8 protein-coding genes and 1 tRNA gene are annotated in these 13678 nt (G+C 60.8%); 4 read left to right on the top strand and 5 right to left on the bottom strand.

Translation table 11 applies throughout. The features are described 5' to 3' along the window. Positions 1–27 precede the first annotated feature (27 nt). From ACFQO4_RS16015 to dnaK, 3 genes are all read right to left on the bottom strand, one after another. Positions 28–795, bottom strand: a complete 768-nt coding sequence (locus ACFQO4_RS16015) for a hypothetical protein (protein ID WP_500261875.1) — start codon at positions 793–795, stop codon at positions 28–30. Between the two features lie 94 nt (positions 796–889). After that, the gene (gene dnaJ / locus ACFQO4_RS16010; RefSeq protein WP_500261874.1) at positions 890–2053 is read right to left on the bottom strand and encodes a molecular chaperone DnaJ; all 1164 of its coding nucleotides are present in this window, start codon (positions 2051–2053) and stop codon (positions 890–892) included. 351 nt (positions 2054–2404) lie between these two features. Continuing rightward, on the bottom strand, positions 2405–4324 hold the full coding sequence (dnaK, locus tag ACFQO4_RS16005; RefSeq protein ID WP_500261873.1) for a molecular chaperone DnaK: 1920 nt from the start codon (positions 4322–4324) through the stop codon (positions 2405–2407). Positions 4325–4952: 628 nt separating this feature from the next. On the opposite strand from dnaK, the gene ACFQO4_RS16000 reads away from it, so the two are divergent. The 3 genes from ACFQO4_RS16000 to ACFQO4_RS15990 all read left to right on the top strand — a co-directional run bounded on the left by ACFQO4_RS16000 (position 4953) and on the right by ACFQO4_RS15990 (position 10469). Further along, positions 4953–6767: a phosphotransferase gene (locus ACFQO4_RS16000; protein WP_500261872.1), complete on the top strand. Its 1815-nt coding sequence runs from the start codon at positions 4953–4955 to the stop codon at positions 6765–6767. Between the two features lie 316 nt (positions 6768–7083). Further along, the gene (locus ACFQO4_RS15995) at positions 7084–8724 is read left to right on the top strand and encodes a hypothetical protein (RefSeq protein ID WP_500261871.1); all 1641 of its coding nucleotides are present in this window, start codon (positions 7084–7086) and stop codon (positions 8722–8724) included. 272 nt (positions 8725–8996) lie between these two features. Then, positions 8997–10469, top strand: coding sequence for a flippase (locus ACFQO4_RS15990; protein WP_500261870.1), 1473 nt, complete (start codon positions 8997–8999; stop codon positions 10467–10469). A 280-nt stretch (positions 10470–10749) separates the two neighbouring features. Here the strand turns inward: ACFQO4_RS15990 and ACFQO4_RS15985 are convergent, their stop codons facing one another. Beyond that, the gene (locus ACFQO4_RS15985; protein ID WP_500261869.1) at positions 10750–11469 is read right to left on the bottom strand and encodes a peptidoglycan DD-metalloendopeptidase family protein; all 720 of its coding nucleotides are present in this window, start codon (positions 11467–11469) and stop codon (positions 10750–10752) included. 505 nt (positions 11470–11974) lie between these two features. Then, positions 11975–12048 (bottom strand) — tRNA-Lys (locus tag ACFQO4_RS15980). Between the two features lie 149 nt (positions 12049–12197). Here ACFQO4_RS15980 and ACFQO4_RS15975 point away from each other — a divergent pair. After that, positions 12198–13640 carry a DHH family phosphoesterase gene (locus tag ACFQO4_RS15975; protein WP_500261868.1) on the top strand — a complete coding sequence of 481 codons (1443 nt, stop codon included), beginning with the start codon at positions 12198–12200 and terminating at the stop codon, positions 13638–13640. Positions 13641–13678: the final 38 nt, after the last annotated feature.

Below are 13678 nucleotides of genomic sequence, written 5' to 3'. Positions count from 1 at the left end.
GGATACGACCGAGAAAACGAACGACATCTACTCGAGTTGGATCGCAGACAGCGGCAGAACGGGAACCGCTGTGTGAGAAGGTTCGCCTTCGGTCGTAACGACGAAGTCGACGTCCGCGTAGACGTCGTCGGTCGGGGGCTTCGAAACCGAATCCGAAACCGAATCGGAGAGCACAGTGACCGCATCCACGAGCAACGGTGCGACAACACCCCCGACGACCGTCCGCGGATCCGAAAGGGGCGCCTGTAGCGCGACGCGGTCGCCCGTCTCCAGCTCCCACTCGTCGATGACGTCGTGGGCCGCCTCGAGTACTGTCCGATGACTATACTCGCGCCGGCCGTCGACGAGCAACGGCGTCTCGGGATCGATCTCGAGCGGTGGAAACGACGGGTTCTCGCTCCAGAGACCACTCTCGAGGTGACGGATCCCTGGATCGTCCGGGGAGGAACCGTAGCCGACACGCTGGGCGCTCTCGGGGAGGTCGTACTCCCCGAGATGGCGAACCGGCGCGACGAGCGTTCGCAGATTCTCGCTCCCTCCCAGGTCGTGTGGGGGATCGAACATAGTCCGGGACTCGAGCAGCGCCGCTCCGAAAAACGAGAGCAGCGCGAGCGGGCCCGATCCGACGACGCCGACGGTGACGCCCCGTCGAACGCCCGTGTGGCGCAGGAAGTTTCCGGCCTTCCAAGACGAGGTGCGAAGCCAGTGGGCGTCGTACGTCCGACCGGTTGCGTCCTCGAGTGCCGGCCGCTCGCTCCGCCGATCGCGTTCGAAACACGCAGCCAGCGTTTCCATACCCGACTTACTCATCGGGATTACAAAAGCGCCGCCACTTTCGAGCCGGCTCGAGGGGTGCAGGAAGTAGAGACTAGAAGTCAGGGATGAGAAACTAGAAACTCCGCTTGATCTTCTCGAAGAACCCCTCGCTGACCTCGATCTCCTCACCACCAGCCTCGGCGAACGCCTCGAGCGCCTCCCGCTGCTCGTCGTTGAGCGACTCCGGCGTGACGACTTGCACGCGCACGTAGAGGTCTCCCTGGCCGTACCGACGTAGACGCGGCATCCCCTTGCCCTCGAGGCGGAACGTCTCCCCGCTCTGGGTTCCCTTCGGTACCTCGAACTCGACGGACCCTTCGAGCGTCGGCACCTGCACGCTGTCGCCGAAGGTGGCCTGCGGGAACGAGATCGGTAGCCGGTAGTGGAGGTCGTCGCCCTCGCGTTCGAACTCGGGGTGGTCGGCGATCGAGATGTCGATCAGCAGGTCGCCGTGTGGCCCACCGTTCGGACTCGGGGCTCCCTCACCCTCCATCCGAAGAGTCTGGCCGTCGTCGATGCCCGCCGGAATCTCGACGGACAGCGAGGCCTCGTTGCGAACGTATCCCTCCCCACGGCAGTCGTCGCAGGTTTCAGAGTACAGCGTCCCCTCGCCCTCACACCGGGGACAGGTCGTCGTCTGCTGGACCCGACCGAGCGGCGTCTGCTGGACCTGGGTCACCTGGCCGCGGCCCTGACACTCCGGACACGTTGACGCCTCGGCTTCGGGAGGATGGCCCTCGCCGTCGCAGGTCTCACACGCCTCCGGGCGCTCTACCGTGAACTGCTTTTGGACGCCCTCGAACGCCTGCTCGAGATCGATCTCGAGACCCGTCCGGAGGTCGCGGCCCTTGCGGGGCCGGTTGCGACCGCGGCCGCGACCACCGCCGCCGAAGACCTGCTCGAAGATGTCGCCGAGACCGCCGCCCATGCCACCCATACCGCCCATGCCGCCGAACGGATCTCCGCCCATTCCACCCGGGCCGCCACCGCCGGCGTCGAACCCGTGTTTCTCGGCCTGTTCGAATCGGTCGTGGCCCATCCGGTCGTAGGCCTGGCGCTTCTCCTCGTCGGTGAGCACCTTCTTCGCCTTCTGAATCTTCTTGAACTTCTCTTCGGCGTCCGGATCGTCGCTGACGTCCGGATGGTACTCCGTGGCCTTCTTCCGGTACGCCTTTTTGATCTCCTCGGCAGAGGCATCCTGGCTCACGCCGAGCACGTCGTAGAAGTCCTCGCTCATTCGTTATCCACTGGTATACCGTTGAGACACTTGAAACGACCGTTCTGCGTTCACTGCTCGAGCGAGGGTAGAGTCGCGAGAGCGAAACGGCGGGGGCGCGAACTCGAATCACCAAGTCCTTGGAGTCAAGCCCCCGCCCTCGGATCGACGCCCGGACGCCGCTCTCGATCAGGCTCGTAACCAGGCACGTAACGGACGCGAGTGGGGCTGACGAGTACCTACCCGTATCGCCCTCGACAGCGAAAATCAGCGCGTTGCCGACGACCGATTTAGACTTGTTCCCCGTTACTCGTCGTCGTTTTCTTCGACAGCGCGAATCGAAGATTCGCTGGCAGACGAAGACTCGTCCGTTCAGTTTTCGTCTTCGTCGACGTCTTCGAAGTCGGCATCGACGAACTCTTCGCCCTCGTCGTCGCCAGCCGCACCGCCGGGGCCGGGATTCGGGCCGCCGCCCATGCCCGCGCCGGCTCCAGCGGCGCCCGCACCGCCTGCGCCACCAGCACCGCCAGCGCCGCCGGCACCCGCCGCAGCCTCCTGGTAGATCTGCTTGCCGATCTCCTGAAGCTCCGTACTCAGGTCCTCGGTCGCCGATTCGATCGCCTCGGCGTCGGCATCCGAATCGTCGATCGTCTCCTCGAGGTCGTCGACGGCGGCCTCGATGCTCTCGCGGAGATCGTCGTCGACGTCGTCGTTCTCCTCGAGGAGCGTTTCGGCGCGCTGGATCGTCGCCTCGGCCGTGTTTCGAGCCTCGATACGGTCGCGACGCTGCTTGTCCTCCTCGGCGTGTTCCTCGGCCTCGCGCTGCATGCGTTCGATCTCGGCATCCGACAGTCCGGCACCACCTTCGATGGTGATCTCCTCGCTGGTCCCGGTACCCTTGTCCTCGGCGCTCACGTTGACGATACCGTTCTCGTCGATAGAGAAGGTGACCTCGATCTGTGGCGTTCCCGCGGGCGCGGGCGGGATGCCGGTCAGGTGGAACTCGCCGAGCATCTCGTTCTTGTTCGCGAGTTCGCGCTCACCCTGGAAGACCCGAACCTGGACGGACGTCTGGTTGTCCGCCGCGGTCGTGAAGATCTTCGACTCCTCGGTCGGAATTGTCGTGTTCTTCTCGATGAGGCGCTCGAAGAGGCCGCCCTTGACCTCGATCCCCAGGCTCAGGGGGGTGACGTCCAGCAGGACGATGTCGTCGACCTCGCCGCCCAGCACGCCGCCCTGGATCGCCGCGCCCAGTGCGACGGCTTCGTCGGGGTTGACGTTCTTCTGGGGTGCCTCACCGATCAGTTCCTCGACCTGTTCGCTGACCTGGGGCATCCGAGTCGACCCGCCGACGAGGATGACCTCGTCGATGTCCTCTTTCTCGTAGCCCGCGTCCTCGAGGGCCTGTTCGGTCGGTTCGACCGTGCGCTCGATCAGATCCGAGGTGAGCGATTCGAACTTCGCGCGTGTGAGGGACTTCTCGAGGTGGATCGGACCGTCGTCGGTGGCCGTGATGAACGGGAGGTTGATCTCGGTCTCCTTGCGCGAGGAGAGTTCGATCTTGGCCTCCTCGGCCGCGTCCTTGAGCCGCTGGAGGGCCTGTCGGTCCTCGCGGAGGTCCATACCGTGTTCGTCCTCGAACTCCTCGGCCAGCCAGTCGATGATCGCGTGGTCCCAGTCGTCGCCACCGAGGTCGTTGTCCCCGTTGGTCGCGACGACCTCGTAGACGCCGCCACCCAGGTCGAGGATGGAGACGTCGAAGGTGCCGCCACCGAGGTCGTAGACGAGCACCGTCTGATCGGAGTCGTCGTCGAGGCCGTAGGCCATCGACGCGGCCGTCGGCTCGTTGATGATACGCTCGACGTCGAAGCCGGCGATCTCGCCGGCGTCCTTGGTCGCCTGGCGCTGGGTGTCGGAGAAGTACGCCGGAACCGTGATGACGGCCTTCTCGACGTCGTCACCGAGGTACTCCTCGGCGTCGCGCTTGATCTTCTGGAGGATCATCGCCGAGATCTGCTGGGGCGTGTACTCCTCGCCCTCGATCTCGACGGTGTAGTCCTCTTCGCCCATGTGGCGCTTGATCGACGCGATGGTCTTCTCCGGGTTCTGGATCGCCTGGTTCTTCGCCGGTTTGCCGACGAGGCGCTCGTCGTCGTCGGTGAACGCGACGACAGAGGGCGTCGTTCGGTCGCCCTCAGCGTTGACGATAATCTCCGGATCGCCGCCTTCCATCACCGCGAAAGCGCTGTTCGTCGTTCCGAGGTCGATTCCGAGAATCTTGTTACTCGCCATCTGGTCCCCACTTGTGCGCACTTTGGTTTAAAGGTTACTACACGGTTCGAGGTGGCGAATATAATCCGACCGTCGTGGTCGAACGAGCCGATAGATCCTCGTATTCAGCCGAGGACAGACCGGTAGTTCCTCCACTTCGACGAGTAGTTCTCATCCAAACCAGAGAACAGACTCGAACGATCGCGAGCACAGCCAGCCAGGTTCCAGTGATTCCCTCGACAGTAGCTGGAGTTTTCAGTGCGGAGATATTCAGATGTGGGGTCCGCTGCCCAATTTCGTATTGTTCGAATCAGTACCAACGCTCGTCGTCGTAGCGATAGTAATAGCATACCACGTCCCAACTTTCGTTCAATCATCGAATAACAATATCCGGTTCACGACACTGTCACGGTATGGACAAAGTCTTCGGTACTGCACTTCAGAAAAACCCGGCGCAATCCGAAACAATATGTCAGTAAAACTGCCTGAAAATCGCGAGACTCCCTGGCCGGTTCCGTTCCAGTGTCCGAACTGTTCCACGACCCTTCCGTCGGATTCGCTCTCGTGTTCGACGTGTTCGTTCGGCGGTACAACTCGGAACGGAATCCCAAGTTTTGCCCCAGTTTCCGATACCGAACCGAAGTCGGAGTTGAGCTCGTCACAGGCGGACAGGGAAGAGCAACTCACGGGAACGACCGAACGAGAGGCGATTCGAAACACCATCACGACGTCCCCCGACATGGACGAATCCACCACCGGGGCGCTCTCTGAACTGTACGATGTCAGCAGAGACGGCTGGCGCGTTCTCGTCTCGGAACATCTCGGGGGGCATTGTCTGGACCTGTCCGCCGGATTTGGGAGACGTTCGATGGTGTTAGCGGAGGTCGTCGATTCGGTGTACGCCGTCGATTCCGATTTTTCCAGACTCAGTGTCCTCGATGCTCGTACCGATTCCGACGACGAGGCTCGAGTGTACCCAATTCACGCACGCGAATCAGCCCTACCATTTGGGAAACAGGCGTTCGACACGATTGTCACGGATATGGGCAATTCGAAGCCCACCGACGTCGAGTCGCAACTCTCGATGCTCGAAACGTTTCTGGCCCCTAGTGGAACGTTGCTCTTCAGTATCGACGGATGGACGCGCCGAACCGGGCTGTCACGATTCGTCGGAGTGACCGACTCTACGGACGCCACGACCAGCAGCTCTGGACTCGATAGTGGTTTCAGCCTCCGCCCGGAGACACCCAATTTCTATCGTGCGCTCGCCCGCGAGGCAGGGTTCAACCACGTTGAAAGTTATGCCCTGTTTCCGACCGCCGAAGATCCGACGTTCGTCTTCAATGTCGAACACACCAGTGCTGCTCGTCGTATGATCGAACTGCTCGGTAGCGACGGATCGCTGGACCAATCTGCGATACAGTCCGCGCTTCCATTCGCGATACGGTGTGGCCTCTTCAAGCGAGTGTTGCCGAGCTATCTGCTGGTATGTACGAACCGTTCCCGGTCGTCCGAATTCGGATTCGAAGAGCCGTTGCTGGTCTCCGGACGAGCCCGATCTGTCGTCCTCGACGTACCGAACGGCGACCTCCGTCGAGTATGGAAGGTTCCGAACAAGAAGGCCCACGTTCCCCTTACCGAACGAGAACACTCCCTGCTCTCGTACCTAAACAGTCGAAATGCACCGGTCACAGAGCCGTTGCCGTCGGGAAGCGCATCCGATACACGGTTCGGCCTCTCGAGGCTCGAAGATCCAGTCGAGGGGCAACAGCTCGCAGACCGGCTCGGGACGGACGTCGACTCGTTCGATTTCGTTCTTCGAAAGGGATTTGAGTGGCTCATACAGTTTCAACGCACTTTCCGCGGCGACGCGGTCGTCTGGTCGGCTGAAGCGGTGCGCGACGAACTCACCTTTGAGCCCGCAGGTATTGAACCTCCGTCCGTGAGCGGTCCAGTCGAAGCTTTCTTCACCCCCATACACGGGGATTACGTCCCGCAGAATATACTCCTCCAAGACGGGGCCGTTTCCGGCGTCGTCGACTGGGAGTACAGCGCCGCCGAAGGAAACCCACTTGTCGACGCAGGATTCTTCCTCCTCAGCGCAGCGAATCTCGTCTGCGGCGGCCTGCAAGAGGGTCACCGGACTATTCTCTGTGGGAACAACGACTACGCGGCGATCGCCCGTAAGTGGATTCGCAGGTACTGTGAGGCGCTCGACCTGTCCGAGCGGACGTTCGGACTGTTCCTGTCTTCGGCTTATATTCACCGCCTAAAACTCGACCATCGCTTTGGTACCGCGAGCGCACGCTCGAACACGATGGCAGTACGGACGGATCTCGTCGACTACCTCCACGAGAACCGTCCCGCGTTGACGGTCACTCGTCATCCCGGTTTCGAACGCGAAGAACGAGACTGCAGAGAAGCTGCAGTCGACCAGCGACGTCCGACGTCACAGGGTACCTAATCGGCCGTCTCGAGCAACGGTCACCGCGTTGTCGAGAGCCGAGGAACACTCGAGGGTTCGATAGTGAGTGCGCTCTCAGTCTGAGTGACGGAACAGTATACGTTCGGGAGTAATGCGAGTCTACCGCACGTAATCCACCATTATTGCCCCTTCTATACAGAGAAAGAAATATAAATAACTCTGATAGAATATTTCAATAGTAAGTATAAAATCGGCATTTATCTCCACATTTGATTAATGGTTTCTTGAATTTCTTCCCATAACACTCATCATTTCCCGATAGAGTTATAAGGTTATACTCTCGTTACCTGAATGCATGGCACGCGAACAGGTAGAACTGGATGAAGAGACATCTGCCGAGAACAACACCAAACGACCCGCAGAAGGAACGACAAAAACGCTACTCAACCGACGGTCATATCTGGCGGCGGCCGGGGCGGTGACAGCTGGAACGGCGTTCGCTGGAACGGCGAGCGCCGCTGAGGACTACGAGACGATTACGATCTCGCCCGGAGAACGCCGCGTGATACGCGTCGGCTCCGGCGAAACGTTCGAGAACGTAATCTTTGACCAGACGGCAGAGGGCGCGGCCGCCGTCCTCGTTGCTCACGGAACCAACTGGACCGTCAGGAACGTTGGCTGGAAAGGGCCTATTTCCGGCGATAATCGTGCATTTACTTGCTCGGACCAGGGCGGGAATACGTCGGTCGTCGAGAACCTCTACATCGGCGATGGGGTCGTCCGTGACTCGGTTTCGTCGGACCAGTACGCGCCGGCGCTCGGTATCTGGGTCGATCCGGACCACTCTGGACACATCGACTTCCGAAACGTCTACATCGAGGGAGCACTCGACAACGCGTTCTACTGCTCCGCGCCCGGGTACACGGGTGCCGGCGGAACTGTCCACATCGACAACTGTTACACGAAAGACAACGACATCTCGCACTATCGGATCAGCTCCACGGGTGACAAGGTGACCAACTGCGTCGCAGTCAACACCGGCTCGTACCGGGGCCGCGGCGTCTGGGCGTGGGGACCGGGACCCGCCGAACTTGAGAACTGTCACCTCGACGCCGGGGATGGCAACTACGCGATCGTTGCCGGCTCAAGTAACAGCGGCAGTTGCGACGTCAACTGTCACAATGTTCAGTACAGCACCGAATTCAACGGCGGCGTGCGTGACGGTTACGGGTCGATCGTCTCATTCGACGGGGATTCGGGAACGAACCCACAGGATTTCGTCCCTGACGGCGTTCCAACGAGCCCCGAGGAGGCCGCAGGAGGCACGTCGTCGGGTGAAAACAAGAATACGGGATCCGCTTCGTCTGAATTGGAACCGGAACCGGACTCCGGTTCAGATTCAACAGAGGAATCCAACTCCGAATCAGAGATTGGACCGGCAGGTACTCGTCTCCGACTCGAGGGCACCGCGTCCTACCGGATCGAAACCGACGGCTCGATCGAACCCTATCCTGAGTTCGTCCAGTACCTCGACGAGGGCGAAAATTACGGCGACGACTGGGCGGACTGGTGGCTCGCTGACTCCTGGACGGAGTGGTACGTCGACGGCGAAATCACCACGTTCGACCTGGAAGACGTCGACGGGAACGGACCGGACGTCACCGTCTACTACGACGGCGAGGAAGTCGACCCCGATGCTCTCGCCGGCGACGACACTGCTGGTCGGGACGGGAGTCAGGGTCCCGAGCACACGATCCGTCTCGTAGGCGAGTGTGACTATCGAATCGCCGTCAGCGGCGACATTCGTCCGGACGATGCGATTGCCCAGTACGTGACCGAAGGCGAGCAGTACGGCGACGGCGAGGTCGACTGGTACCTCACCGGATCGTGGACCGAGTGGCACTACACGGGCCAGATCGAGACCCTCGAAGTCGACTCGACGGACGACCTCTGCGTGTACGTCGACGGCATCAGAGTGAACACGAACCTGTTGTAGTTCATCGATAGTCGAACAGTTCTCATTTTCACGGTTGAATTCCTCGCGGCCGAAACGATCGACCGCTCACTCGAGTGTGTCGATAGCGTAAGGACGTCCTGATGATAGGGTGTGAGTACTGATCGGTATCGGCATCTCAGCCCTCCAATAACAATATCCATCTCGGCGAACTGTCACTGTATGGACGGACAACCCGCGGGAGGGGAACGACCCGCGATAGGTGAACGCACGAGGACCGGGACCACTGGTATCTGGGAACGCGACTCGCGACCATGAGTCGCTCCGACTCAATCGGCGCACGGTTCACGGCCGAGTTCGTCGGCCAACTAATTGCGGCAATTGCCGGTGGTCTCCTGACGGTCGGGCTCGCCCGGTTGCTCGGCCCCGACGAGTACGGATTGCTGTTTCTCGCTATCGCCGTCTTCGGGTCGCTCGGCATCTTCAGCAAACTGGGCATCGCCAAATCAGGGGCCCGCTACATCGCCGAGTACAAAGAGCAACGCCCCGAGCAGGTCCCCCATATCCTCCGGACGACAGCCTGGTACAACCTGCTCGCGATCACCGTCGTCGGGGTAGGACTGCTCGTCGGCCACCGTCATCTCGCTCGAGCGATCGGCGAGCCGTCACTGACGCCGTTTCTCCTTCTGGGTGCGCTCTACCTGGCGCTCGAGGCAATCAGCACCTACGTCCGCCTCACCCTGCAGGGCTTCGAGTTAATCGAAGTTTCGGCGACCCTCCACGCCCTCGACCGGGTGAGTCGCCTCGTGTTCGCCGTTGCTTTCGTTCTTCTCGGGTTCGGTGCACTCGGCGCGCTCGGAGGCTACCTGTTGAGTTTCGCGCTGGCTTCCGGAATAGGCCTCGTCTATCTGTACCGTCGGCAGTACCAGCCCCACGTTACTGGCTCGTCGATCGAGGAAGGCCTTCGACGACGGATCGGTTCGTACACGATTCCGCTCACCGCGACCAGTACTGCCAACACTCTCGACAAGGAGATCGACATCGTTCTCGTCGGGTTTTTTCTCTCGCCACTCGCCGTTTCGTATTACGTTCTCAGCAAACAGATCGTCCACTTTGTCGAGATGCCGATGTCGGCTCTCGGCTTTACCCTGTCGCCGACGTTCGGGGCCGAGAAAGCGAGCGACAACGTCGACCGGGCTGCTCGCTTGTACGAGACCTCGCTCGTCTACTCGCTGCTCCTCTACGTCCCCATCGGCGCGGGCCTCGTTCTGGTCGCCGAACCGGCCGTCATCCTTCTGGTCGGACAGGAGTACCTCGGTGCCGTCCCGGTACTGCAGGTGCTCGCCCTGTTTGCCGTCCTCCAAGCCGTGACGAAACTGACCAGCAACGGCCTCGACTACCTCGGCCGCGCTCGCTCTCGAGCCCTCGTCAAGGGATCGACCGCTGTCCTGAACGTCGGCCTTAACGTCCTCCTGATTCCGACGATGGGCGTCGTTGGTGCCGCCATCGCCACCGTCATCACGTACTCGATGTACACCCTCGCCAACGTCTACATTATCGACCAGGAGTTCTCGCTCCGGATGGGCTTTCTGGCTCGACGACTTGCCGCAATCTGTGCCATCACCGGCGTCATGGCGCTCGTCGTCTTCGCCGTAACCGATTACATCACCTCGATTCCGTCCCTCATCCTCGCCGTCAGCCTGGGCGTAGTCATCTGGGGGGTGCTCTCGGTGGCGACTGGATTACTCGATATCACCGACGTTCGCTCGAGTCTGCAACAGTCCTGATATCGTCGCCGGAACCGATCGGTCTTCCCCTCACTTCCTCACTCCCTCCATCTCCTTTAGTCGCGGCCAGTGCTCGCGCGTCCACAACGTTCCACTGCGATCTGAACGATTTCCGTTCGATTCGTTAGCCACACCTCTTGAATTACCTTCCCTTTGAGGTCACCAGTCTCGGAGTGGGAAGTGACCACTGTCAGGAGTTGGTATCCACGAAAAATGGCCAGACGCGAGTATAAACAACGATCACCGCTTACTAGTACCGACTACCGCGACAGAACGCCAGTCAGATTCCCGAGTAATCTTTCGGAATTCTGGTGCCTGCCGTGACGGTTTCACCGTCGTAGCCAGGAATCGAGAGGTGGGTGCCGTTCCGTTCGATCGTGAAGTGCAGGTGAGGACCGGTCGAATTACCGGTGTCGCCCATGCCACCGATCTTCTGACCACGTGCGACGCTCTCTCCTTGCACCACGTCGAAGCTGTTCAGGTGGCAGTACATCGTCTGATAGCCGTTTCCGTGTCCCAGTTTGAGGTAGTATCCACAGCCATCCGCCTGGTAACTTCGGATGTCCACGACACCGCTATGGGCCGCGTAAATCGGTTCGCCGATATTGCCGTTAGCGCCGAAGTCCACTGCGTAGTGACCGGGACGAGCACCGTACGGAGACGTGATATAGCCGGTAATCGGCCAGTTGAAGTCCGACTCCGAGCCGCCGGAGGTGGACTGGAGGTACCGTTCGACCGACCAGCCCCACACGTTTCGATTGAACCAGTGGACACCCCACCACCGATAGCCGTCCTCGTCGATCGGTCCGTTCATGATCTCGCCGACCTCGCCGTTGTTCAGTGTGGTGACGATTGGTGAGTCGGTACCGGGTTGTTCCCGAGTGTTCAGTGCGCTTGCGGTAACTTCGACGCGCTCGCCGTCGCTAAACGCGCTCGCCGAACCGCTCAGGGCCGCGGTTCCGGTGATTCCGGTCGCGGCAATCCCGAGCGATTTTATCATGGAACGTCTGCTGAATTTTCGCGACATGATCAAGCACAAAATATAGTCATGTATGTTTAATAGTTACTGTTTTTGATACCTATATTACATAAATTCCCATCAATAGAATGTTCAACTAGTGATGCATTCGCGCTGTGTATTCAGTAACACTGTGGAAACCCATCACTGCTCGAGGATTTCAACCAGGTCCGAATATCTTCTGAAGCTTAGAACGCCTCGATTACGCAGGGTAGCGCTTGATTCGGGCTCCGATACGCTAGCGCAGAAAGCGGGCCGAACGTGATCTTGAACGATGCCCAGAAATACTCACTTCGCTGTGGCTTTCTGGTCTACCTCAAATCGTAGGGCTGTATTGTCGCTCGCGAATGTGCTCGTGGCAAAAGCGGGCCGGGCGCGATTTGAACACGCGGTCGGACGTGCTCACTGCATTGCGCGCGACCTCCCTGCGTTCAAATCCCACCGGTTCCCTTACCTGTCACTCACGGGTATGTTCGCGACGGGATAGCGGGCCGGGCGCGATTTGAACACGCGACCGTCTGATTAAGAGTCAGACGCTCTGCCTAACTGAGCTACCGGCCCTGTACATCTGCGTTTTTGCCCGCCGCTCAAATAGGTTTCCTTTAGGACGCAATGTGGCACGCACGGACACGCCGTCGGCCGGACAGTGCAACGACAACCGTAACCGTCTTCGGGAACGTTAAGTACAGTCGGTTCAACCGGACTGTCACATGAGTACGGGGGTTACGATTTCGTCGATCTCGGACTACGCGATCCTCGGGTGCGGGAGCGTCGGCTACGCCGTCGCCGAGGAACTCGCCGAGCAGGGAAAAGACGTCCTGATCATCGACCGCGACGAAAACCGCGTCGAGTCCCTCCGCGACCAGGACCTCGACGCCAGAACCGCCGACATCCGCGAGGTCGAGGCCGCCGAACTCGTCGCCGACCGCTCGGTCGTCCTCATCCTCGCCTCCGACGTCGAGGCCAACAAACAGGCCGTCGAGCGCATCCGCGACACCAACGGCGACCAGTTCATCGTCGCGCGCGCGAGCGATCCCGTCTCCGGCGACGAACTCGCCGACCTCGGGGCCGACATCGTCATCAACCCCTCGACCGTCATCGCCGACTCCGCGCTGCGGGCCCTCGAGTCCGGCGAACTCGAGCACAACGCCGCGACCCTCGCGGGTCTGCTCGAGGAGACGACGGGCCGGCTGGCGATCCTCACCCAGCCCAGTCCCGATCCCGATTCGATCGCCAGCGGGGCGGCGTTGCAGGCGATCGCGGCCCACCTCGGCATCGAATCCGACATCATTTACCTCGGTGATATCGGCCACCAGGAGAATCGGGCGTTCGTCAACTTACTCGGCATCGACCTCCTGCAGTGGGACGACGTCGAGGATCAGTCGGTCTACGACACCGTCGCGCTCGTCGACCACACGAGCACCGAGGACCTCACGCTCGAGGTCGACGTGCTCATCGACCACGCCGAGCCCGAGGAGGGGATCGAGCCGTTCTTTACCGACATTCGACCCAACATGTCCTCGACCTCGACGATCATGACGAAGTACATTCAGGAGTTCGACATGAACGTCTCCGAGGAAGTCGCGACGGCGCTGCTCTACGGCATCCGAGCCGAAACTCTCGATTTCAAACGCGATACGACGCCCGCGGACCTCACCGCCGCCGCCTACCTCTATCCCTTCGCGAACCACGACACGCTCGAGCAGGTCGAGTCACCCTCGATGTCACCCGAGACGCTCGACGTGCTGGCCGAGGCCATCGCGAATCGGGACGTCCAGGGGAGCCACCTCGTTTCGAACGCGGGCTTCGTCCGCGACAGGGAGGCGCTGATGCAGGCTGCGAGCCACCTCCTGAACCTGGAGGGCGTGACGACAACGGCCGTCTTCGGGGTGGCAGAGGAAACGATCTTCCTCGCCGCTCGGTCGAAGGACATCCGAATGAACATCGGGAGCGTGCTGGCCGACGCCTACGGCGAAATCGGCGAGACGGCGGGCCACTCGACGCAGGCCAGTGCGGAGATTCCCCTCGGGATCTTCACGGGAATCGAAATCTCCGACGACACGCGCGAGACCCTGTTGACGCTGACCGAGGAGGCCGTGAAGCGAACGCTGTTCGACGCGATGGGCGTCGAGGGCGAAGGAAACGGGAGCTAGGACGGTTCGCTCTCGATGGGATAGAGAGAAGCGAATTC

The organism is Saliphagus sp. GCM10025334 (assembly GCF_042663485.1).
Lineage (GTDB): Archaea > Halobacteriota > Halobacteria > Halobacteriales > Natrialbaceae > Natronosalvus.
This window is presented reverse-complemented; position numbering and strand designations above follow the sequence as displayed.